The organism is Gilliamella sp. LMG 34361, assembly GCF_984569075.1.
The window spans coordinates 2,503,960-2,529,053 of the sequence record NZ_OZ474903.1; the positions used below are offsets into that span (position 1 = coordinate 2,503,960).

Consider the following 25,094-nt stretch of genomic DNA (forward strand, 5'->3'; position numbering starts at 1 on the left):
TTAGTCATTAACGATTGATTAGCTTGGTTGAAAGTGATTTCACCAATTGCTTCTATTACCGCAAAAATCAATGTGCACGATAAGCACGTTGACGGTAATGGCAGATTGTTGCCGTAATTAACATTACATTTAATACCATCTCGCATTAAATCATAACCAGCAACTAGTCGTTTGGTCCAGTTTTTTAGTCTATTTAGGCGCAGCTTTTAAGTTCAATAGTTGCTCAACTATGTATAACGATGGGTTATATGCCCTAAATGGTTACCTTCGGCAATAAAAGTAACAGTTTTATTACTCTAATATCTTCAATCTTCATTTTATATTGCTCCTTTAATATTCAGGTTTATGCATCTAATACCACCCCCGCGATAGTGTCAGCTAGACTTCATTGTGCAATCTAAAATTCCGCCAACACTGTCGGCTTACTCTCTTATCACTACATAATCATTTCTTATTGGTTACTTTGTTGTTTCTACCTCACCCTAAGTATAAGTTATGAAGACTTTAGTGTTAAGGATGAACGCAAATTTGACATACCAAGGGAGTATTTGGGGTGAAATATGGTCCAGTAATATAAGCCTCTCCTGGGGTTACAACGAAATTGCCGTCGCTAATCCAGTATTGGTCTTCTCGGGTTCTATGAGCGATGAAATAGGAACCAGCATAGGTTGACATAACACCCCATTCAGTAAATAGCCCTGCACCAATTCGACGCTGATAATAATTACCCGGTGACGAAGGCGTGGCACCAACAATGATTCTGTTTCCGCTACGGTAAATAGCATTCGTTAAATCCGCTGCTTTTGAAAGGCGATAACCTATATTATTACACCATTCTTGCTGGTATCTATAAGCAACCCTAGCGCCTCTCCGATTGACAAACCACTGCTTTAACTCAAAACCATACTTCACGACCGCCTGACCACTATTATCTCGTCCAACTAACTCAAATCTTTGCGGTAATGTGGGTTTATCTACCTGCTTAGATGGATTTTCTACTAATTGTTCGGGTTCGGCTACAGGTCCTGTTAGTGTAACACGGACTTTTTCACCTGTAACATCCGGCGTCATAGTTACAGTGATACCTCCCTGTGTGATGGGGTCACCCCAATTTAAAGGACCACTATTTCCTATTAATAAATCAAAATACAAATTATTAGCGCCAGTAGTAGGGAAGTTTCGATGATAAGATGACGAATTGTTAGACTGAGGAATAAACCCGTAATGAACATCCCACTCTGAAGAAGGTCCTGCATATTTATCTTTACTATAGGTCATATTAGGCTTTGCAAAACAGACCCTTGGTCCTTCTTCTCCTTTAGGTTTGATATAATAAATTGCTGTACCACTATTATAAACGGCTCTATTTGGAACGCCACTACGAGTAGTAAGTATACGGTCACTCCCCGATACTCTTAGTTCAACTCTATAAGGTGCATTACAAATATTTAGTGTCTCGTTACGTGCTACAAGATTATTATTCCTATCATAAATATATAGGTAAAAAAAACCACTTGATGAAAAATCACCATCGCCATCGTCATCACCTGCATAATTATATGGTGGACTAATCAGTGTGCTAATATCGACTCTATATGCATTGATATCCGTTGGCATAAGCGTACTAATATCGGCGAAAGTCTCTCCGGCATTAGGTAATTCGATAGGATTTGATGCACTTGAGTTATTTGTTGCTCGAGTGATGATAGTTCCATCGGATAGCGTTATCCCGAGTAATTCATCGATATTAGTCACACGCGTATGACCGCCGTCGAAGGTTAAATATGGTGCGTGACCGTTAATAACATTACGTGTTTTAGCTGTTAATGCTTGACTGCAATAAGAAGTCAACATCAATAAAATAGGTAATAAGGCTAAAATAATTTGCCGGAATGGAAACCAGCCACGAATTGTTACCCCAAAAAATCGGAAAACAGAGGAGAGATATTGAAGATTACTACGAAAACTAGACCGATTTAAATTATAAGTTGGGCAGGTTTGGTGTTTGGTGTTTGGTGTTCAAAATTATAATGCATAGCGACAGCCTTGTCAAGTAATATTCTAATTTAATTCAATTTTTTCGCTATATCGGTAGCTCTCTAACCGATAAATTCACTTAAAAAGTGTTTAAAATTATATAGTTTAAACAACCTCCTTCGCAACTGATTTTAATCGCTCAATTGTTAACTTTTGTAAAGAAAAGCACCAAACTAATCATTAAAGTAAATAATTAAAATGGAATGCCTACACTTTTCATACTTAAGGCGTTATTAAATGCCATTGCTGTCAAATACGATAAATGTTTGTTGTTGTACGCATAACCAAGGAAACGTTGTTTTCTTTTTTCCGAGTAGCTTATCCCTTAAGTACAATTAGTGCAGCCTATCCACTTCAATCTTCATTTTATATTGCTCCTTTAATATTCAGATTTATGCATCTATATCCCGCCTGCGATAGTGTCGGCTAGACTTCATTGTGCAATCTAATATTAGTTCGCCAACACTGTTGGTTTATTCGCCTATCACAAATATTGGGTGCTTCGTTGTTCTTATCTCCCCCCCAACCTTTACGATTTAAGCGCTAAGAAGAATTAAGGATAGGCACAAATTAAATATACAGAATAATCGAGAGGTAAATAGCGGATCGCACCATCATTAGGATTCACTTTCGAACTAGTATCACTACTACTACTACTATTAGCCGCAGCCCCATATCCACCACTTTCGTCACTATATGCATACACAAAATTTGCACCAACATAGGTTGACATAACGCCCCATTCAGTAAATAGCCCTGCACCAATTCGACGCTGGTAATAATTACCCGGTGACGAAGAAGGTGTAACTTCCCATCCTCTACCAACTGCGTTAGTTAAATCCACAAATATTGGATAACGATAACCATTCCCATTACATATTTTTCTGAGGGTACTAAAGCCAAATGACTTCTTCCCTCCATTAAAAAACCACTGCTTTAACTCAAAACCATACTTCACGACCGCCTGACCACTATTATCTCGTCCAACTAACTCAAACGTTTGCGGTAATGTGGGTTTATCTACCTGCTTAGAAGGATTTACTACTAATTGTTCGGGTTCGGCTACAGGTCCTGTTAGTGTAACACGGACTTTTTCACCTGTAACATCCGGTGTCATAGTTACAGTGATACCCCCCTGTGTGATGGGGTCACCCCATTTTAAAGGACCGCTATTTTGTATCAATAAATCAAAATACAAATTATTAGCACCAGTAGTAGGGAAGTTTCGATGATAAGATGACGAATTGGTAGACTGAGGAATAAATCCGCTATAAGCATTCCACTCTGAAGAAGGTCCTGCATATCTACCTTTACTATAGTCCATATTAGGCTTTGCAAAACAGACCCTTGGTCCTTCTTCTCCTTTAGGTTTGATATAATAAGTTGCGCTGCCACTATTATAAACGGTTTTATTTGGAACGCCATTTCGAGTAATAAGTGAAGTGCTGCCCCCCCCTATACTTACTCTGAGTTCAACTCTATAAGGTGCATCACAAATATTTAGTATCTCGTTACGTGCTATTACACGATTATTATTCCTATCATAAATAGTAAAATAAAAAACCCCTCCTCCTATTGAAAAATCACCATCGCCATCATCATCACCTGCATAATTATATGGTGGACTAATCAGTGTACTCATACTGACATTGTAGCCATTAATATCCGTTGGCATAAATGTACCAATATCGGCCAAAGTCTCTCCGGCATTAGGTAATTCGATAGGATCTGATGCACTTGAGTTATTTGTAGCGCGAGTGATGATAGTTCCATCGGATAGTGTTATCCCGAGTAATTCATCGGTATTAGTCGCACGCGTATAACCGCCGTCAAAGGTTAAATATGGCGCGTGACCGTTAATAACATTTCGTGTTGTAGCTGTTAATGCTTGACTGTAATAAGAAGTCAACATCAATAAAATAGGTAATAAGGCTAAAATAGTTTGCCGGGATAAAAGACAGCCACGAATCAATACCACAAAAAATCGGAAAATAGAGGAGAGATATTGAAAAGTACTACGAAAACTAGACCGATTTAAATTATAAGTTGGGCAGGTTTGGTGTTTGGTGTTTGGTGTTCAAAATTATAATGCATAGTGACAGCCTTGTCAAGTAATATTCTAATTTAATTCAATTTTTTCGCTATATCGGCAGTTGCCTAACCGATAAATTCACTTAAAAGCGTTTAAAATTATATAGTTTAAACAACTCCCTTCGCAACTGATTTTAATCGCTCAATTGTTAACTTTTGTAAAGAAAAGCACCAAACTAATTATTAAAGTAAATAATTAAAATGAAATGTCTACACTTTTTCATACTTAAGGCGTTATTAAATGCCATCGCGGTTAAATACGACCATATTGTACGCATAAGCAAGGAAACGTAGTTTTCTTTTTTCCAAATAGCTTATCCCTTAAGTACAATTAGTGTATCCACTTCAATCTTCATTTTATATTGCTCCTTTAATACTCAGGTTTATACATCTAATACCACCCCTGCGATAGTGTCGGCTAGACTTCATTGTGCAATCTAAAATTCCGCCAACACTGTCGGTTTACTCGCCTTCCTATCACAAAGCAACCATTCACTATTGGTTAATTTGTCGCTCCTGTCTCTGTCAGGTATAAAAATTAAGGTGATACGCAAACACCATAGCGCGTCGAAAGGTTGTTCTGTGCGCCACCGTTGTCCGGGTTGACTCCTACTCTGCTACCCTCGTTCGTACGGTAATATCCACCAGCAGGGTAGGAATAGCGTTGAAAGTTGGCGCCAGCATAGGTTGACATAACACCCCATTCAGTAAATAACCCGGCACCAATTCGACGCTGGTAATGATTACCCGGTGACGAAGGTGTAGCACCTATATAATCTCCATAAACAGCGTTAGTTAAATCCGCAATGCTTGAAAGACGATAACCTATATTATTACACCATAATAGATGGTTGTTTTTATCATAATGATCAAATATGCTTTCATAAACAGTTCCACGATTGACAAACCACTGCTTTAACTCAAAACCATACTTCACGACCGCCTGACCACTATTATCTCGTCCAACTAACTCAAATGTTTGCGGTAGTGTGGGTTTATCTACCTGCTCAGAATTATTCTGAGCTAATTGCTTGGCTACAGGTCCTGTCAGTGTAACGCGGACTTTTTCACCTGTAACATCCGGTGTCATAGTTACAGTGATACCGCCCTGTGTGATGGGGTCACCCCATTTTAAAGGACCGCTATTTTGTATCAATAAATCAAAATACAAATTATTAGCACCAGTAGTAGGGAAGTTTCGATGATAAGATGACGAATTGGTAGACTGAGGAATAAACCCGTTATAAACATCCCACTCTGAAGAAGGTCCTGCATCTCCATCTTTACTATAGGTCACATCAGGCTTTGCAAAACAGACCCTTGGTCCTTCTTCGCCTTTAGGTTTGATATAATAAGTTGCTCTACCCCCATCATAAGTGGTTCTATTTGGAACGCCACTACGAGTAGTAAGTGTACGGTCACTCGGGTTAGTCCCCGATACTCTTAGTTCAATTCTATAAGGTGCATTACAAATATTTAGTGCCTCGTTACGTGCTACACGATGATTATTCCTATCATAAAGATATTGGGTAAAATAAAAACCCGATCCTGCTATATAAAAATTACCATCGCCATCATCATCACCTGCATAATTATATGGTGGATTATTAATCAGTGCTTTAATATTGACCTCATTACCATTAATATCCGTTGGCATAAATGTACCAATATCGGCGAAAGTCCCTCCGGCATTAGGCAACTCGATAGGATTTGATGCACTTGAGTTATTTGTTGCGCGAGTGATAATAGTTCCATCGGATAGTGTTATCCCGAGTAACTCATCGGTATTAGTCGCGCGCGTATGACCGCCGTCGAAGGTTAAATATGGTGCGTGACCGTTGATAACATTTCGTGTTTTAGCTGTTAATGCTTGACTACAATGGGAAGTCAACATCAATAAAATAGGTAATAAGGCTAAAATAATTTGCCGGAATGGAAACCAGCCACGAATTAGTACCCCGGAAAATCGGAAAATAGAGGAGAGATATTGAAGAGTACTACGAAAACTAGACCGATTTAAATTATAAGTTGGGCAGGTTTGGTGTTTGGTGTTTGGTGTTTAAAATTATAATGCATAGCGACAGCCTTGTCAAGTAATATTCTAATTTAATTCAATTTTTTCGCTATATCGGCAGTTCCCTAACCGATAAATTCACTTAAAAAGTGTTTAAAATTATATAGTTTAAACAACTCCCTTCGCAACTGATTTTAATCGCTCAATTGTTAACTTTTGTAAAGAAAAGCACGAAATTAATCATTAAAGTAAATAATTAAAAATAATATTAACTAGGAAATAGTTCTATTTTTAAACCTTAAAATACCAATTTCAATGGTACATTTTAAAAACTCGATGTACATTTGAGTAGTGAAAACAATCGTACTTTTTAGATGACTGTCACTATAATTTTATTATTGATAATACTAAAAGCGGTTAATAAAAATCGATCTTATTAGTTACCTAACAACTCGCTTTATTGAGAATATTAGTCCTGATTTCAACGTTCCTTTTTTAGCTGGTTATAAAAAAAAAATATAACTATATATAAATATATTATTTAACAGTCAAATGCAGATTTTATATTATAATCTCCAACCTCATAATTTTAATATATAAAAACAATGCATAAACTAGCTAATCGACTCGATCACTTTTCCGATTCGGTTATCCGCCGGATGACTCGGATCGCTAATCAATATCAAGCTATCAATTTGTCACAAGGATTTCCTGATTTTGATCCACCTAAACCGTTAATCGATGCGTTAAAACAAGTTGCTGATTATGGTCCGCATCAGTATGAGATCACTTGGGGTTCGGCTGAGTTTCGCCGTTTGTTGGCTAAAAAGCAACAAAAGTTAATGCAAATTGATATCAATCCCGATGAGAATGTGTTGGTAACATGTGGTAGTACCGAGGCGATGATGTGCGCGGTGATGACGGTTTGTAATCCTAAAGATAAGGTTATCATTTTTTCACCGTTTTATGAAAATTACGGCGCGGATGCTATTTTGTCTGATGCAACACCAATTTATGTGCCACTCATTCCACCTACCTTTGAATTTGATAAGCAACAACTTCGTGAAGCGTTTGAGCAAGGGGCAAAAGCGCTGATTTTATGCAATCCAAGCAATCCTTGCGGCAAGGTGTTTACTAAGACTGAACTTGAATATATTAGCCAATTAGCGATTGAATTTGATACCTATATTATTACCGATGAAGTTTACGAGCATATGGTTTATGCCCCACATCAACATCTTTACTTAGCCAGCTTTGCCAATATGCAAGAACGGACTATTTGTTGTAGCTCGTTGTCAAAAACCTATTCGATCACTGGTTGGCGACTCGGTTATATTATTGCCGATAAGAGGATTATTGATGGCTGTAAAATGATCCACGACTTTCTAACTGTTGGCGCAGCTGCGCCTCTACAAAAAGCAGCTTGCGTTGGGTTAGCATTAGGAGATGATTATTACCAACAATTAACCGAAACCTATACCGCTAAGCGCCATCTATTTTTAAAAGGATTAGATGACTTGGGGCTTACTTATTACGAACCACAGGGTGCTTATTACGTTTTAGTGGATATTTCGGCGTTAAATCCATTTAAGACTGATTTTGAATTTTGCGAATGGTTAATTAAAGAAGTCGGCGTAGCGGCAGTGCCGGGTTCGGCCTTTTTTAAACATCTTGAATATCGCTATATTCGCTTCCATTTCGCTAAACAAGAACCAACGCTGATTGCAGCTTTAGAAAGACTATCCAAACTTAAGGAAAAATTATCATGTTTAAAAAATTAATTGTGGCAACTTTAGCCATTTTAACTTCACTGTTGGTATTAACTGGCTGTGATAGTGCTAAAAAAGAGAATCAAATTACTGTTGGCGTTGCCGCTGGCCCTTATGGCGACATGTTTAAACAAGCTATCGCTCCGGGTTTAGAGAAGAAGGGTTACCACATTGAGATTCGGGAATTTAGTGATTATGTTCAACCAAATTTAGCACTAGCCAACAAAGATATCGATATTAATTTGTTTCAACATTTAACTTATCTTAATAACTTCAAACAAGCTCGCAATTTAGACATTATCGCAGTTGGTTTTGTTCCTACTGCTGGCGCGGGTATTTATTCAAACAAAATTACCGACTTTTCGCAATTAAAACAGGGCGATCAAGTGACGATCTCTAGCGATGTAACTAACGAAGCTCGCGCTTTACGTATTTTAGAAGCAGCAAAATTAATTAAACTTGATGCAAATGTAGATAAAAATAACTTAACACCTAAAGACATTATTGAAAATCCCTATGGTTTAGAGATAGTGCCAATTGAAGCACCACAAACACCGCGCTCTTTAGACAATGTTGCGTTATCAGTCGTTAACGGTAATTATGCCATCGGTGCTGGTTTAGATCTTTCTAAAGCGCTTTATCATGAAGTGTTAGATAAAGATCATAAAAATGTGATTGCAATTCGTGCTGAATCAAAAGATACACTAGGTAAAGACATTATTGAAGTACTTAAATCACCTGAATTCGCTCAAGTGATTAATGATAAAAATGGTATTTTCTACACCTTCCAAAAACCCGATTATCAATTATTTTAATTATGCAAACTAATCCGTTAATTCAAGTAAAAGATGTTTCAGTAAGGTTTGCAGCCAAAGGGCAAGTTGTCGAAGCCGTTAAAAAGGTCTCGTTTGATGTTAATCAAGGTGAGATCTTCGGTATCATTGGTTCCAGCGGTGCAGGTAAAAGTACGTTAGTAAGAACGCTTAATCGACTGGCTGAACCTTCATGCGGGCAAGTTATTATCAATGGCGTTGACATTCAAACCTTACACGGCCGCGAATTACAAGCTTTTCGTTTTCATGTAGGGATGATTTTTCAAAACTTCAATTTGGCATCCTCGAAAACCGTCTATGAGAATATTGCCTTTGTGCTTAAAGCCGCAGGTAATAAAGGCGATGCGGTTAAAAACAGAGTTAACGAATTACTTACTTTAGTCGGGTTAAGTGATAAAGCTAGTGCCTACCCTGCTGAACTCAGTGGAGGGCAAAAGCAAAGGGTCGGCATTGCCAGAGCGCTGGCTAATGATGCAAAAATACTATTATGTGACGAAGCTACCAGCGCATTAGATCCAACCACAACTAGCGCAATCCTAGATTTACTAAAACAGCTTAACCAAGAATTTGGATTAACCATTGTGCTAATCACACATGAAATTGATGTGGTTAAAAAAATCTGCCATCGGGTTGCTGTAATGTCGCAAGGTGAAATTGTCGAAATGAATACCACTTTCAACCTTTTTGCTTGCCCAAAACAACCGTTCACGCAAAAATTTCTCAATATTGATGAAAACACCCATTTGCCAGATGTTATCAAACAAAATGTTAAAGGCAAATTGGTCCGTTTGCGTTACATAAACGAAAACACCACCCAACCAATACTGTACCAATCTGCCATTGAAGCGCAGGTTGCATTTAATATTCTGCATGGTTTTATTGAATATTTCGACAATCAAGCTTTAGGCAATTTGGTGATCGAACTCATTGGTGAACCGATTAACATCGAAAATCTAATAACCAAATTGGCAGATCAAGAAGTCATTATTGAGGAATTAAATTAATGATAAAACTCACCATTGCCGAAATAACGCAAATGTTATGGAAAGCCGCTTACGAGACATTCATCATGGTAAGTTGGTCATTATTAGCTGGTTTAATATTTGGTACATTAATCGGTTTAATGCTGTTTTTAATGTCCAATCAGTTCTTCTTTAAAAATAGAATCATCAACAGTATTGCCAATTTTATCGTCAACGCAACTCGTTCAATTCCATTTTTAATATTAATGGTGACAGTACTGCCTTTAGGCGCTCTATTGGTTGATACCGCAGTTGGTCCTAAAGCTGTGATCTTACCACTTTCACTTGCCGCTATTGCCTTTTATGCCCGATTAGCTGAAAACGCCTTTAGCCAAATCGACAAAGGGGTAATTGAAGCTGCAGTAGCCAGTGGTGCATCACACATGCGGATAATATTTGGTATTTTATTTCCTGAGGCGATGGCACAATTAATACGCCATGCAACAGTCACTACCATCTCGCTTATCAGCTTTAGTTCAATGGCGGGCGTTGTTGGTGGCGGAGGGATTGGTGACTTAGCCATCAGTTATGGTTATCAACGCTATGTAACCGAAGTTCTCATTTTATGTATTGTTATTCTTATTGTTATTGTAATGGTGATTCAATACCTTGGTGACAAGTTTGCTAACCATTTTGATAAAAGCTAGTCGGTAATTTAGTATGAACAATCTAACAGATATTATTAAAGACCCAAAACGCATCGTTCTACAAGATGCCATCCCACCATCACATCTAACTGATGGTTTACAGTTAAAGCATGGCCACGCTGATATTTTAGTCTACCCCAAAACCACTACCGAAGTGGCCGAGGTGGTTAAATTTGCTAATGCAAACAATCTAAATATTACCACTCGTGGCGCAGGGACTAACTTAGTTGGTTCAACCATCCCTAATGGCGGCATTATTCTTGATTTATCGTTGATGACTAATATTGTTGAATTAGATGAGCAAACCTTTACTGTTACTGTGCAACCCGGCATCTTGCTGCAAGAACTGCAACAGTTTGTCGAACAGCATGACCTATTTTACCCGCCCGATCCTGGAGCCAAAACGGCTACCGTTGGTGGAAACATCAGCACCAATGCCGGTGGCATGCGTGCAGTAAAATATGGTGTGACCCGTGATTATGTGCAAGCTCTTGAAGTTGTGATCGCCGACGGAAGTGTGTTAACTATTGGCAGTAAAAATGTTAAGGACAATACCGGACTTGCCTTAAAACATCTATTCATTGGTAGTGAAGGCACTTTAGGCATTATCACTCAATGTACCTTAAAACTGATAGCTAAACCAAAAGTGTCGCAAACATTTATTGTCGGTTTTAATACCATTGAGCAAGCCATTGCCAGTATCAATACTGTGTTACATACCCTAACCCCAACGGCGCTAGAATTTGTCGAGCGTAAAGTGGCACAATGGGGAGAGCAGTATTCAGGTTTTCAATTTCCACTACCTAATAGCCAAGCTTATTTGATTATTATGCTTGATGGCGCCGATAAGCAAACCATTGAACAACAACGCCAACAATTATTAGCGAATTTAGGTGATTGTGATTTTTTTGTTGCCGAAGATAGTAAACAAACCAATCAAATTTGGGCGATTCGCGGTTCATTAGTGCGCGCAGTTGAGGCAGTAACTCAGCAAGATCCGATTGATATTGTGGTACCAATAAATCGTATTGCCGATTTTATTAACTTTACCAAACAGCTTGAAGTACAAACCAAAGTACGCATGTTAGCCTTTGGTCATGCTGGGGATGGGAATATTCATCTCTGTATTTTGCGCGATGATCGTGATGATCAACAGTGGCAAAGCGATCTGCAACAAGTCCATCAAGCATTGTATCAAAAATGTTTGGAACTTGGTGGCTTACCTTCAGCCGAACATGGCATTGGTACCGCAAAAGTTAGCTATTACAACGACGCCATTCCCGAAACAAATCGTCGACTTATGCGCGCTATCAAACAACAGTTTGATCCTAAAAATTTGCTCAACAATCAGATCTATATGACTATGATTTAATCTATTCATCATCATAATTGCTATTTGATGATGTAAATTTGGGTTAAAACGATTTTAATGAATGGATTATAAATGAGGAACGGGTTTTTTAATGGGTAAAAAACCCTGTTCCTCAACTTTTTATTTGACTTGTAGTTCTAACATTAGTTGTATCGTTTTCATAACTGCACTTTCATTATTTTGACCGGTGATAAATTTAGCTACGGCTTTAGTTTCGCCCAAAGCGTTTCGCATTGCAAAGCTGTAGTCGGCTTGTTCAAGTAGTTCGATGTCATTAAGACCATCACCAAATGCCATTGATTCGTAATAAGTGACATTTAGAATTTGTTGTAGTTTTTTTGATGGTGTTGCCTTTATGGACGTTGCGTTCGGTGATATCTATCCATGCTGCTTCTGATACCACGATGTAGACGTCTTGTCATAAAGGTGAGTACATGTTTGTGAGCATTGTCCTTTTTCGTCGTATAAGGTGATTTTAATAAAGTCATCTGAGATGGTTTTAAAATCATCCACTTCAATAACAGTTGCATAAGATCCACGAACTTTTTGTTTTAAGTGCGCAGGTAAATTAGATTTGATGATTGCACCATTTGCGGTACATGCAATCATTACATGTTCTTGGCTAACTTGTTCAAGCGTGTTGATTATACGTTGACCAAGTTGGTTTTGAATAAAAGAACGGTAGATAAATTCACCTTTGTGTTTGATGGTCGTAGCACTATCACCGACTATCCAAATTTTATCGAGATAATCAGCAAATAGTTCTTCTACTCGTTCACACTGTTTGCCTGTACAGGCGACAAATTGCACGTTTTGTTTTGCCATTAGTTCATAGACTTGCGTAAATAATGCTCGGTCCTAGTCACCTTGGTTATTTAGGAACGCTCCATCTAAATCTGTGATAATTAACTTGATCATGTTTGCATCCTTAGGGGGAAATTGATTCGCTTTTTGTTCATTTCGACCCATTCTGTAGATAAGCAATATGACGGAGCAAAATAAAAATAACATCGAGCCATTTTTATCAATTTATGAAAAATAATAAAAAATAAGGTGTTATGGTTACTTTATTATAAATAATAAGACTTGTGTTTATAGATTAAATTTAAATTTTGAAAATAATCAAAAAAAATTGATTTTTTTTTGGATTTTTTAATAAAATTAGTTATACTAAAGACTTGAAGTATAAAATTCCCTAAAATAAAAGCCTGAAAAGAAATTTTCAGGCTTTTTCTTTTTCCAATCTGTTATTCTTTCTAGAACCATTTATATCTCAGTTTTAGCAGACACTTCAAAAACCCCATTCCTCAACTTTTTTGACCTTTTAATGAATTTTCAATTAAAAATACGGAAGTCAATTCTATCGATAAAAAAAGCCTGAAAATTACTTTTCAGGCTTTTAGCTTATTAATATTGTTGAGAATTCGACTCAATAAGTAAGCTTATTGTTTTGCAACAATATTACCATCATCTAAATCTAGATGAATCGTTTTACCCGGCACTAATTTGCCAGATAGAATTTGCTGCGCTAGTGGATTTTCGATCTCTTGCTGTATTGCACGTTTTAATGGTCTTGCACCATAAATTGGATCGAAGCCAACTTTAGCAAGTTGTTCAAGTGCAGCATCAGAGATATCCATTTCATATCCACGTTCGTCTAGGCGTTTTTCAACATGTGCTAATTGTATTTTAGCAATTGCTTTAATGTTTTCTTGGCCTAGTGGGTGGAATACCACTGTTTCATCAATTCGGTTGATAAATTCCGGTCTGAAGTGTTTGGTTACCACTGTCATGACTAGGGCTTTCATTTCGTCGTAACTGAGTTCAACTTGACCTTGAATTAGGTCTGAACCTAGATTAGAAGTCATAATGATGACAGTGTTACGAAAATCCACAGTTCTACCTTGCCCATCAGTTAATCGGCCATCATCAAGCACTTGTAATAGGATATTAAATACATCCGGATGTGCTTTTTCAACTTCGTCGAGTAAAATGACAGAATATGGTCGACGTCTCACTGCTTCGGTTAAGTAGCCACCTTCTTCATAACCTACATATCCAGGAGGCGCACCGATTAAGCGAGCCACAGAGTGTTTTTCCATAAATTCGGACATGTCGATTCGCACCATGGCATCTTCACTGTCGAACATGAAGTTAGCTAATGCTTTGCAAAGTTCGGTTTTGCCTACCCCAGTTGGCCCTAAAAATAGGAAAGATCCAATCGGTTTATTAGGATCAGATAGCCCTGCTCGACTACGACGAATCGCATTAGCAACAGCAACAACCGCTTCGTTTTGGCCAATTACGCGTTTATGTAAGGCATCTTCCATATGAAGTAGTTTATCTTTTTCGCTTTCCAACATTCTTGATACAGGGATCCCAGTTGCTTTGGATAGTACTTCGGCAATTTCGTTATCGGTGACTTTATTACGCAATAACTTCATGGTTTTGCCTTCCAACTGCGTTGCATCAGCAAGTTTCTTTTCTAACTCTGGAATCTTGCCATATTGTAGTTCAGACATTTTATTTAAGTCACCCATTCGGCGAGCTTGTTCTATCTCGGTGCGCGCTTTTTCCAGCTCCGCCTTGATATTTTGAGTGCCCGAAAGTGCAGCCTTCTCTGACTTCCACTCTTCTTCAAGTGAAGCATAATCCTTTTCTTTTTCAGCAAGTTCATCGTTTAACATCTCAAGTCGTTTTTTACTTGCATCATCAGACTCTTTCTTGAGTGCTTGTTGCTCAAGTTTGAGTTGGATAATACGCCTTTCAAGTCGATCCAGTGATTCTGGTTTCGAATCCATTTGCATACGGATACTTGATGCGGCTTCGTCAATTAAATCGATCGCTTTGTCTGGCAACATGCGATCTGATATATAACGATGTGATAAAGTTGCCGCAGCAACGATTGCCGGATCAGTAATTTGTACGTGGTGATGGAGTTCATAACGCTCTTTTAATCCACGTAAGATTGCGATCGTGTCTTCAACTGTTGGTTCTGCAACATAGACTTTTTGGAATCGTCGTTCTAATGCCGGATCTTTTTCTATGTATTGACGATATTCATCAAGCGTGGTTGCCCCAACACAGTGTAGTTCACCTCGTGCTAATGCTGGTTTTAACATGTTACCGGCATCCATCGCTCCGTCACTTTTACCTGCTCCAACCATAGTGTGAATTTCGTCAATAAATAAGATGATGCTACCTTCGGCTTTGGCGATATCTTTTAATACAGCTTTTAAGCGTTCTTCAAATTCACCTCGGTATTTTGCACCAGCAATTAATGCCCCCATGTCTAAGGATAATACACGTTTGTTACGTAACCCTTCCGGCACTTCTCGATTCACAATTCGTTGTGCTAATCCTTCAACAATCGCAGTTTTACCTACTCCTGGTTCACCAATAAGTACTGGATTATTTTTAGTTCGACGCTGTAAAACCTGTATTGTACGGCGAATCTCTTCATCACGGCCAATGACTGGGTCAAGCTTACCTTGTTCTGCGCGTTGAGTTAAATCAATAGTGTATTTTTTTAATGCACCACGTTGATCTTCAGCATTAGGATCGTTCACGTTATCACTTCCTCTCACTTGGTTGACAGCTTGGCTAAATTTCTCTTTGGTAATACCCGCTTTCTTAAGGATGTCCGCTAGGCTACTTTTTTCATCTAAAGCCGCTAATATAAATAGCTCAGATGAGATGTAGCTATCACCATTTTTTTGGGATAACTTGTCACATAGATTTAATATTCTTACTAATTCTTGTGATGGAATAACTTCGCCGCCAATACCTTGAACTTGTGGTAAACGCTCAATTGCTTGATTTAATTCTTGTTGTAACGCCTGAACATTTGCACCTGATGCAGCTAATAATGGGTTTATGCTGCTACCTTCTAACATGGCTGACAGCACATGTACAGGCTCTATATATTGATTGTCTTTACCTAATGCGATTGATTGCGCATCAGCTAAAGCTTGTTGAAATTTGTTTGTGAGTTTATCTAACCTCATATGATTTATCTCCTCAGCAATAGATTTGGTTTAAATGTATAAACATTCAATCCATTTGCATAATCACTAAATAAGTGTGGAAGAATAAATTTCAAGAGCTGATTGACAATATTTTTGAAGATTTTTTGAAACAAAATCGTATTTATTTTACTCGCATCTTGGCAAAAGATAAAGTGGTTTGAGAAACCATCGATTATGTTAAGAAAATTTAGATGACACAACGGTTTTTATCCTTTATATTAACCGCGCTTTTAAGTTAGCTAACCGTGGTTCGTGATCCATCCCACGTAAAAAAACTAGGAATATATATGTTTAAAATTGCTAAAGAATTTCAATTTGATGCTTGTCATATGTTAGATGGGCATAATGGAAAATGTCATAACCTTCATGGCCATACCTACCGTTTGTTAGTCGAGATAAAAGATGAGCTTATTACCAGTGGTTCTAGTGCCGATATGGTAATGGATTATGCCGATTTAAAATTAGTTGTAAAACAGCAAATTATCGACCAACTCGATCATGCTTATCTTTATAATCAAAATAATGCTAATGAATGCCAAATAGCCGAACTTTTGCAAAAAATGCAACGTAAAATTTTTGCTTTTCCTTGTCGTACTACCGCAGAAGGAATGAGTAAATTTATTTTTGATCGCCTATCACAATTTCTACCAGTGTCAATGATTAAGCTTTGGGAAACACCAACCTCTTATTGCGAGTATCGGCGGAGCGAAAAATGATTGAGTATCGCATTGTTGAAATCTTCGAGTCTTTACAGGGCGAAGGTTATAACACCGGCATGCCTGCTATTTTTATTCGTTTTGCAGGTTGTAATTTGAATTGTAGTTGGTGTGATACTAATTTTCGTCAGTTTAAACGCTTTACCTTAGAACAATTAATGGCTATGGTTGGGCAATATAAGAGTTCTAATATCATCATCACCGGTGGTGAACCTACCATGGTTAGAAATTTACCCGTGCTGTTGTTGCAATTGAAGCAAGCTGGCTATTATATTGCTATTGAGAGTAATGGGCTTGGAAAGGTCAACCCATTGATTGATTATATCGCACTGAGCCCTAAATTTTGTTATCAACATCATTATCATAAAATTGTACAACCAACGGCTAATGAAGTACGAATTGTTGCTGAAAAACAAACAGGTTTTATCGATTTTTGTCACTATATTGAGCAGCATATTCAAGCTAAGCGTTATTATTTGTCACCTTGCGAAATAAATGGCGAAATGAACATGTTCGATACTATTGAGTTGTTAGGAATGATAAATCATAAACGTATCAATAATAAGTGGCTGTTAAGTTTGCAAACACATAAATTTGCTAATATTGAATGATCTTTTTTTAATTAATTACTATTAATTAATCATATTAAAATAACTAAGTTATTCCTAACAAATTCGTTTTATAAATAAATTATTGAGAAAGTGTTGGAAGGATGAATCACATATAAGTAGTTTATTGACTTTATTCAAACCAAATCATTGTTGCCATTCGTCCTGTCTTATTTTCTCGACGATATGAGTAAAACAGATCTCGCTCGGTATAGGTACAATAATTCCCACCATAAATTTGAGTTATACCGATCGATTTTAATCGCTGTTTAGCTATCATGTACAAGTCGGCAAGATATTTTTGTTGTTTGGCGTCGATTAATTTAAATGCATGATGCGCATTTGAATCATATTTTTGAAATTGTTCTTTGACTTCAGCACCAACTTCAAATTTTTGTGCACTAATTGCTGGTCCTAACCAGACAAGAATTTCATTGGTGTCACACTGAAATTTTTTAACGGTTTCCTCCAAAATACCGTGACATAATCCTCGCCAGCCGGCATGAGCAGCTGCAACTTGATCCCCTTTAGCTGAGCAAAATAGTACTGGCATGCAATCGGCAGTTAATACCACACTAACTTGATTAACTTGCGAGGTATAAGAGCCATCGGCTTCAAATCGATCGGTGTTGCCTATCATTCCTGTCGCTGGTTTTACTTTTATTTCTGAGATATCAAGTACGGTTGTACTGTGTGTTTGATTTAACCAATATGGTTCACTCGGAATTTTTTCAGCTTTTATTAAGCGACCACGATTTTCTACAATGTTATTTAGATCATCCCCAGTTCGACTGCCTAAATTTAAACTATCAAAAGGAGCAAGGCTTACACCACCAATACGAGTGGAGGTAAAAGCACGAATATTACTTGGCGCTGGCCAATAAGGATATATTGATTTAATCATTTTTATTTACCAATCAAGTTCGTCTTTATGCAGTTCAGTATCTTCTTGTAACGCATTAATTAATTTTACCATATCATCAGGTATTGGGGCATGCCATTCCATTTGTTCGCCTGTGATTGGATGATATAAACGTAACATCGTTGCATGTAAAGCTTGACGGTCAAACTCACGTAGCGTCTGAATAAATGAATCACTCGCACCTTTTGGTGGTCTTGGTCGTCCACCATAAAGCGGATCACCAACTAATGGATGAGCAATATGAGCCATATGCACACGAATTTGATGAGTACGACCAGTTTCAAGTCTTAGTCGTAATCGGGTATGAAGTCTATATTTTTCCATGACCCGATAATGGGTTACTGCAGGTTTTCCAGTTGGAAAAACTGCCATGTGAGTTCGTTTAGTTGGATGTCGAGTTATTGGTTGGTCAATTGTGCCACCTGCTGTAATTATCCCCATCGCTACCGCTTCATATTCACGTGTAATTTCTCGACGTTGTAAAGATTCAACTAGATGGGTTTGTGCTTCTATGGTTTTCGCAACTACCATTAGTCCTGTTGTGTCTTTATCTAAGCGATGTACAATACCAGCTCTTGGGACTCGCGAAATATCTGGGTAGTGATAAAGTAATGCGTTTAGTACAGTGCCGTTGGGGTTACCAGCTCCTGGATGAACAACAAGATCTCGAGGTTTGTTAATAACCAAGATGTCATCATCTTCATAAACAATATTGAGTTCAATATTTTCAGGTTGATGATACGTTTCTTCTTCGATCTCAACATTTATGGTTATTTTTTCGCCGCCAAGGACTTTTTCTTTAGGTTTATTTACAATATTACTATTAACTAGCACTTTATTATTGATGATCCATTCTTTAATTCTCGATCTCGAGTAATCAGAGAAAAGTTCTGATAATGCTTGATCTAAACGCATTCCGAGTTGTGTTGGTTCTATTTCAGATGTAAGTTTTAACTTATGCATGTATAATTTATCTATTTTAAGCTGTTTTATTTTAGAGTATTATATACCAATCATCGCCTTTAATGTTTAATTATATTTTGGATTGAAACCGAATGAAACTTCGTTTATCTACTTTGTTAGTCATCGCTTTAAGTAGCGTACTAATTGGCTGTACAAGTACAAAGCCTGATGTTGAAAATGCGCCAGAAATTGAACTATACAATAAAGCCAAAACTGAGCTTGAAGGTGGTAATTTAAAATCGAGTATTACTGTTTTGGAAACTATTGATAAAAATTATCCTTTTGGACCTTATTCTCAACAAGTGCAACTTGATTTGATTTATGCTTATTATAAAACCGCAGATTATCCTTTAGCCATTGCGTCAATCGACCGCTTTTTAAAATTAAATCCAACTCATCCTAATATTGATTGGGTAATTTATATGCGCGGCATTACTAATATGGCCCAAAATGATAATACTATACAGGGTTGGTTTAATGTTGATCGTTCCGATCGCGATCCTGAATTTGCGATGGCCGCATTTAAAGATTTTACTTATTTAGTTTCGAGTTTCCCAACGAGTAGTTATACCGCTGATGCAAAAAAACGCTTGATATATCTTAAAAACCGTATCGCTCGTTATGAGTTAAAAGTAGCACAATTTTATACTAAACGTGGTGCCTATGTTGCAGTAATTAATCGTGTAACACAAATGCTAACATTATTCCCGGATACTGATTCAACTAAGAGTGCGTTATTGTTGTTAAGTCAAGCTTATAATGAATTAGGTTTGGCTGACGAAAGCCAAAAAGTCGATCAACTGATTCAAGCTAATCTTGAAAATATGCCAGTTGAAAAGAAAAAATCGTACTTTTCTCGTTTCTTAAGCGTATTTAATGGTGGTTAATTATTAACGTAACGGGGCTCTCCCCCGCTTACGCAAAAAAGACATCGCTTTTTAGTTCCTTTATGATTTTCAGATTTTCTTCCTTCCAACAAATAATTCTTTATATACACATATCGTTTGTAAAACACCTCAATAACCAATACAATTAGCAAATTATTTTTATTAGTAATAATAGATAGGACATTAATTCGTCATGCAAGAACAATATCGCCCAGATGAAATTGAAGCCAAAGTACAAAAACATTGGCAAGAAGAACAAACTTTCCACGTTACTGAAGATCCTTCTAAAGAGAAGTATTACTGTTTGTCAATGCTTCCTTATCCTTCAGGTCGTCTGCATCTTGGTCATGTCCGTAATTATACAATCGGTGATACGATTTCACGCTATCAACGTTTAAATGGCAAAAATGTTTTACAACCAATCGGTTGGGACGCATTTGGTTTACCCGCAGAAGGCGCAGCCGTTAAAAACAATACTGCTCCCGCTAAATGGACTTATGAAAATATTGCTTATATGAAAAAGCAATTACAATTACTTGGTTTTGGTTATGATTGGGATCGTGAAGTTACGACTTGCCGTCCTGAATATTATAAATGGGAACAATGGTTTTTTACCAAGCTTTTTGAGAAAGGCTTAGTTTATAAAAAAACGTCAGCGGTTAACTGGTGCCCTAACGATCAAACCGTTCTAGCTAATGAGCAAGTAGTTGAAGGTTGTTGTTGGCGCTGTAATACGCCTGTTGAGCGTAAAGAGATCCCACAATGGTTTATCAAAATCACGCAATATGCTGATGAGTTATTAAATGATTTAGATACACTTGAAAGCTGGCCAGAACAGGTTAAAACCATGCAACGTAACTGGATCGGTCGTTCAGAAGGTGTGGAATTTGATTTTGCGGTTGAAAACTATAGCGATAAGTTACGTGTTTATACCACTCGCCCCGATACCTTAATGGGTGTGAGTTTTGTTTCAGTAGCGGCTGAACATCCTCTTGCTCAATTAGCTGCGCAGAACAATGCGAAAATTGCTGAGTTTATTGCTGAATGTAAAACAACCAAAACCGCTGAAGCTGATATGGCGACAATGGAAAAGCGAGGTATGGCGACTGGATTTTTTGCCATTCACCCATTGACCGGTAATAAAGTCCCCGTTTGGATTGCTAACTTTGTGTTAATTGAATACGGCACTGGTGCGGTAATGGCAGTTCCGGGGCACGATGAGCGTGATTATGAATTTGCATCCAAATATAATCTACCAATCAAACCAGTTATTTTGAATAAAGATGATCAAGCACCGGATCTTTCTGAGCAAGCTTATACCGAACACGGTAAATTGTTTAACTCTGGCGAGTTTGATGGTCTTGATTTTGAACAGGCATTTAATGCTATTGCCGATAAACTAATTGCTTTGGGTATTGGTAACCGCAAGGTGAATTACCGTTTACGTGACTGGGGCGTTTCTCGCCAACGTTATTGGGGTGCGCCAATTCCTATGGTAACCCTTGAAGATGGTACAACTATTCCAACGCCGGCAGATCAACTTCCGGTCATTTTACCTGAAAATGTTGAGATGAATGGTATCACCAGCCCTATTAAGGCGGATCCTAATTGGGCAAAAACCACCGTCAATGGTCAACCCGCTCTACGAGAAACAGATACTTTTGATACCTTTATGGAGTCGTCTTGGTATTATGCTCGCTATACCTGCCCTCATTATGACAAAGGTATGTTAGATGAAAATGCAGCAAACTATTGGTTGCCTGTTGATCAGTATGTTGGAGGTATTGAACATGCGATTATGCATTTACTCTATTTTAGATTCTTCCATAAATTGATGCGTGATTTCGGATTAGTCAAATCAGATGAGCCAGCAAAACGTTTACTTTGTCAAGGTATGGTTTTGGCTGATGCATTCTACTACACCAGCCCTACTAATGAACGTATTTGGGTTTCACCAACAGAAGTAACCATTGAACGTGATGATAAAGGCCGTATTGCTAAAGCTACAGATAGCAGCGGTAATGAACTTGTTCATGCTGGTATGACAAAGATGTCAAAATCGAAAAATAATGGTATCGATCCGCAAGAGATGGTTGAAAAATACGGTGCGGATACTGTGCGTTTATTTATGATGTTTGCATCACCTGCCGATATGACCCTTGAGTGGCAAGAATCAGGGGTTGAAGGTGCTAACCGCTTTATTAAACGTGTTTGGCGTTTAGTGTTTGAACATGCTCAACTTGGTGAAGTTGTCGCGCTTGATATTACTAAATTAAATGCCGATCAGAAATCTCTACGTCGTGAATTGCATAAAACAATTGCCAAAGTGAGTGATGATATTGGTCGTCGTCAAACCTTCAATACAGCTATTGCTGCGGTAATGGAGTTTATGAATCGGTTACAAAAAGCACCACAAGAGACCGATCAAGATCGTGCATTAATGAACGAATCTTTAAATGCTGTGGTTCGATTACTTTATCCTATGATGCCGCACGCTTGTTTTGTTATGTGGCAAGCATTAGGTCATAGTGAAACGATTGATAATACTTCATGGCCAATTGCTGATGAGTCAGCGATGGTTGAGGATGAAAAGTTAATTGTTGTGCAAATCAATGGTAAAGTACGCGGTAAATTCACTGTACCGGCAAATGCCCAGCAAGATTTTGTTGTAGAGCAAGCCAAACAAGAGCCAAATATTCAAAAATACTTGGCCGATGCCACAATTCGTAAAGTGATTTATGTGCCAGGTAAATTATTGAATCTGGTTGTAAGTTAATATGGCTGAATAACTTAGATATAGGTGGTACTACCAATGAAAAAATATTTAGCTTTACTATTTTTATTGACAATATCGCTAACTGGATGTGGATTTCATTTGCAACATGAAACTGAGGTTCCAGCTCGTTTTAAGACGCTTTCTTATATTAGTGGTGATCCTTATGGTCGTTTATCAAGAGATATAAAAGAGTTACTACGCGATAATGAGGTAACTTTAGCTAATATTAACGAGGTAGCTAAATATCCATCACTAAGAATAATTGGTGATTCATTGAATAAAAGCACTATATCAATCTATCGAGATGGTAAAGCGGCAGAATATCAATTAATATTAACGGTTAATGCTCAAGTAATAATTGCTGGTGAACAAATTCATCCAATTACCGTTCGTGTGTTCCGTACTTTCTTTGATAATCCCGCCGCAGCTTTAGCCAAAACGGTAGAACAGAATTTAATTGAAGACGAAATGTATAAGCAAGCCGCAAAACAGATCATCCGTAAATTAAAATCGATTGATGCTGTTAATTAACGATGATAAAAATTAGTGCCGAAAAAATCACTCAACAATTAGGATCGCCCTATTATTTAATTTTAGGTAGTGATCCTTACTTGCAACATTATGCGCAAACCAAACTACGTAAGGCTTTTAAGCAAGCTGAATATGACGAGCAACGCTCCTTCACAATAAACGGTCAAACTGATTGGTCGGCAATGTATGATAGTTGTCAAGCGATGAATCTATTTTCAAGTAAAACCTTACTCTATTTAGATATCGGTGAAGGTGTGCTCAATGTTTCAGTTGCCGGAAAGTTAAATACCTTATGTGAAATGTTAACGCCTGATATTGGATTAATAATCAGTTTGGTTAAAATAACGAAGGCTCAAGAAAATGCACCATGGTATAAGGCTTTATCTAATAAATTAGTGGTTGTAAATTGTGCAACACCGCAAGCCGCACAATTACCATTATGGATAAAAACCTATTTGCAACAAATGCATATGACCATTGAGCAACCTGCTATTGAATTACTCAGTTATTGTTATGAAGGTAATTTGTTGGCTTTAACGCAAATTATTGAGCAATTACAGTTACTTTACCCAAATCAAACTATTACTTATGAGCAAGTAGAATCTAATATTAATGATTCAGCAATATTTACGCCTTTTCATTGGGTTGATGCAATGATTTCTAATAAAGCCAAGCGTGCAATGCATGTTTTGCAACAGCTTAAGATGAATGATTTTGAGCCTTTGATATTAATGCGTATTGTTCAACGTGAGTTGATTTTGTTGATTAATTTAAAATTGGCTTTAACACAGAAAACCCCTCGCCAAGTTTTTGATGAATATCGAGTTTGGCAAAATAGGAGAGCAATATATAGTGCTTATTTAAATCGTTTTGATATTAGAAGTCTATTTGCCTTACTGGCAACTTTAACTGAAATCGAAATTAACTTAAAGCATAATAATGAGTTACCTATTTGGGATGCACTCTTGAGTCTATCTATGCAGTTTATGGGATTAGATAAGTGTTAACTGCATTATTTGGTGGCACTTTTGATCCAATCCATTATGGGCATTTACGCCCCGCTTTAGCTTTAGCCGAAGAAGTTGGGTTAAGTAGCATCAGTTTGTTACCTAATCGAACACCACCGCATAAACCTCAACCAGAAGCCACAACAGAGCAACGTTCGGCTATGTTGAAGTTAGCGATATCGAATTATTCACTTTTTTCAATCGATACGCGAGAATTGGAACCAAAGCTAATTAATCAACCCTCTTTTACCATAGATACTCTTAAAGCATGGCGTAAACAAAATGGTCCACAATCAGGCTTGGCTTTTATTATGGGGCAAGACTCTCTGCTGAGTTTACCAACATGGAAAGAGTGGCAGAAGCTGGTTGATTATTGTCATTTACTTATATGCAAAAGGCCAGGCTACGCTAAAACTAGTTGCGATTGCAATCTACAAGCATGGATTAATCAACATCAAACCAAAGATAGCCAAGCGTTACACCATTGTCCTAATGGTTATATCTATTTTGCTAATACGCCACTTGAAACGATTTCAGCCACGGAAATCAGGCAAAATATCAATAGTCGGCAAAGTTGTGAAAAGCTATTACCGCCCAAAGTTTGGCGGTATATCCATGAACATGGGCTTTATAATTTAAAGAAATGTTAGAAATGACTTTACATCTGGGAGTTTTTTCGGCATTATTTCGCCGCTATATTTAGATAATCTGATTATAGCTGTTTTGTGTTTATACTTAAATCAATGGATTTGCGCACACCTAAAATTAGCGATTTAGTTGATCAACTCGCTTTTCCAATTAAGCATAAAGGAAATTGGAATGATATTAATTGATTTGAGTGTATTTAATTTGTATTTAATATTAAGAGGCC

General features: G+C 37.5%; 17 protein-coding genes, 2 pseudogenes and 1 riboswitch. Of the genes and pseudogenes, 12 read left to right on the forward strand and 7 right to left on the reverse strand.

The features are described 5' to 3' along the window. Positions 1 to 510: 510 nt before the first annotated feature. From AC5LXI_RS11790 to AC5LXI_RS11800, 3 genes are all read right to left on the reverse strand, one after another. Complete coding sequence (locus AC5LXI_RS11790) at positions 511 to 1,854, reverse strand: hypothetical protein (protein WP_493442507.1); 1,344 nt, start codon at positions 1,852 to 1,854, stop codon at positions 511 to 513. Positions 1,855 to 2,590: 736 nt separating this feature from the next. Further along, positions 2,591 to 4,015, reverse strand: a complete 1,425-nt coding sequence (locus AC5LXI_RS11795; protein WP_493442508.1) for a hypothetical protein — start codon at positions 4,013 to 4,015, stop codon at positions 2,591 to 2,593. A gap of 651 nt (positions 4,016 to 4,666) precedes the next feature. Beyond that, complete coding sequence (locus AC5LXI_RS11800; protein WP_493442509.1) at positions 4,667 to 6,022, reverse strand: hypothetical protein; 1,356 nt, start codon at positions 6,020 to 6,022, stop codon at positions 4,667 to 4,669. Positions 6,023 to 6,747: 725 nt separating this feature from the next. On the opposite strand from AC5LXI_RS11800, the gene AC5LXI_RS11805 reads away from it, so the two are divergent. The 5 genes from AC5LXI_RS11805 to AC5LXI_RS11825 are packed head-to-tail and all read left to right on the forward strand — an operon-like array spanning position 6,748 to position 11,785. Beyond that, a complete protein-coding gene (locus tag AC5LXI_RS11805) occupies positions 6,748 to 7,923 on the forward strand; it encodes a pyridoxal phosphate-dependent aminotransferase (RefSeq protein ID WP_493442510.1) in 1,176 nt (391 codons plus the stop codon). Then, on the forward strand, positions 7,908 to 8,726 hold the full coding sequence (locus tag AC5LXI_RS11810) for a MetQ/NlpA family ABC transporter substrate-binding protein (protein ID WP_493442511.1): 819 nt from the start codon (positions 7,908 to 7,910) through the stop codon (positions 8,724 to 8,726). The genes AC5LXI_RS11805 and AC5LXI_RS11810 overlap by 16 nt, the downstream gene beginning before the upstream one ends. Before the next feature lie 2 nt (positions 8,727 to 8,728). Beyond that, positions 8,729 to 9,748 carry a methionine ABC transporter ATP-binding protein gene (locus AC5LXI_RS11815; protein WP_493442512.1) on the forward strand — a complete coding sequence of 340 codons (1,020 nt, stop codon included), beginning with the start codon at positions 8,729 to 8,731 and terminating at the stop codon, positions 9,746 to 9,748. Next, positions 9,748 to 10,413: a methionine ABC transporter permease gene (locus tag AC5LXI_RS11820; RefSeq protein ID WP_493442513.1), complete on the forward strand. Its 666-nt coding sequence runs from the start codon at positions 9,748 to 9,750 to the stop codon at positions 10,411 to 10,413. The genes AC5LXI_RS11815 and AC5LXI_RS11820 overlap by 1 nt, the downstream gene beginning before the upstream one ends. Before the next feature lie 13 nt (positions 10,414 to 10,426). Next, positions 10,427 to 11,785: an FAD-binding oxidoreductase gene (locus AC5LXI_RS11825; RefSeq protein WP_493442514.1), complete on the forward strand. Its 1,359-nt coding sequence runs from the start codon at positions 10,427 to 10,429 to the stop codon at positions 11,783 to 11,785. Positions 11,786 to 11,905: 120 nt separating this feature from the next. Here the strand turns inward: AC5LXI_RS11825 and AC5LXI_RS11830 are convergent. Next, a pseudogene (locus AC5LXI_RS11830) lies at positions 11,906 to 12,610 on the reverse strand (HAD hydrolase family protein). A 617-nt stretch (positions 12,611 to 13,227) separates the two neighbouring features. Next, positions 13,228 to 15,792 (reverse strand): ATP-dependent chaperone ClpB, encoded by a 2,565-nt coding sequence (gene clpB / locus AC5LXI_RS11835; protein ID WP_493442515.1) that lies wholly within the window; start codon positions 15,790 to 15,792, stop codon positions 13,228 to 13,230. A 260-nt stretch (positions 15,793 to 16,052) separates the two neighbouring features. After that, positions 16,053 to 16,098, forward strand: a riboswitch (PreQ1 riboswitch). A 2-nt stretch (positions 16,099 to 16,100) separates the two neighbouring features. Here clpB and queD point away from each other — a divergent pair. Next, a complete protein-coding gene (queD, locus tag AC5LXI_RS11840) occupies positions 16,101 to 16,529 on the forward strand; it encodes a 6-carboxytetrahydropterin synthase QueD (protein ID WP_493442516.1) in 429 nt (142 codons plus the stop codon). Beyond that, a complete protein-coding gene (locus tag AC5LXI_RS11845; RefSeq protein ID WP_493442517.1) occupies positions 16,526 to 17,140 on the forward strand; it encodes a 7-carboxy-7-deazaguanine synthase QueE in 615 nt (204 codons plus the stop codon). The genes queD and AC5LXI_RS11845 overlap by 4 nt, the downstream gene beginning before the upstream one ends. Before the next feature lie 130 nt (positions 17,141 to 17,270). On the opposite strand, the gene pgeF is transcribed toward AC5LXI_RS11845, so the two are convergent. Continuing rightward, positions 17,271 to 18,038 carry a peptidoglycan editing factor PgeF gene (gene pgeF, locus AC5LXI_RS11850; RefSeq protein WP_493444300.1) on the reverse strand — a complete coding sequence of 256 codons (768 nt, stop codon included), beginning with the start codon at positions 18,036 to 18,038 and terminating at the stop codon, positions 17,271 to 17,273. Between the two features lie 9 nt (positions 18,039 to 18,047). Continuing rightward, on the reverse strand, positions 18,048 to 19,022 hold the full coding sequence (rluD, locus tag AC5LXI_RS11855) for a 23S rRNA pseudouridine(1911/1915/1917) synthase RluD (protein WP_493442518.1): 975 nt from the start codon (positions 19,020 to 19,022) through the stop codon (positions 18,048 to 18,050). 92 nt (positions 19,023 to 19,114) lie between these two features. Here rluD and bamD point away from each other — a divergent pair. The 5 genes and pseudogenes from bamD to nadD form a co-directional block, all read left to right on the forward strand. Further along, a pseudogene (bamD, locus tag AC5LXI_RS11860) lies at positions 19,115 to 19,837 on the forward strand (outer membrane protein assembly factor BamD); the annotation flags it as partial. Between the two features lie 265 nt (positions 19,838 to 20,102). Further along, positions 20,103 to 22,685 (forward strand): leucine--tRNA ligase, encoded by a 2,583-nt coding sequence (gene leuS, locus AC5LXI_RS11865; RefSeq protein WP_493442519.1) that lies wholly within the window; start codon positions 20,103 to 20,105, stop codon positions 22,683 to 22,685. A gap of 36 nt (positions 22,686 to 22,721) precedes the next feature. Next, complete coding sequence (gene lptE / locus AC5LXI_RS11870; RefSeq protein WP_493442520.1) at positions 22,722 to 23,216, forward strand: LPS assembly lipoprotein LptE; 495 nt, start codon at positions 22,722 to 22,724, stop codon at positions 23,214 to 23,216. A gap of 2 nt (positions 23,217 to 23,218) precedes the next feature. After that, positions 23,219 to 24,223 carry a DNA polymerase III subunit delta gene (gene holA / locus AC5LXI_RS11875; protein ID WP_493442521.1) on the forward strand — a complete coding sequence of 335 codons (1,005 nt, stop codon included), beginning with the start codon at positions 23,219 to 23,221 and terminating at the stop codon, positions 24,221 to 24,223. Further along, complete coding sequence (gene nadD, locus AC5LXI_RS11880; RefSeq protein ID WP_493442522.1) at positions 24,217 to 24,873, forward strand: nicotinate-nucleotide adenylyltransferase; 657 nt, start codon at positions 24,217 to 24,219, stop codon at positions 24,871 to 24,873. Before holA ends, nadD begins: the two co-directional genes overlap by 7 nt. The last annotated feature ends 221 nt before the right edge of the window (positions 24,874 to 25,094 follow it).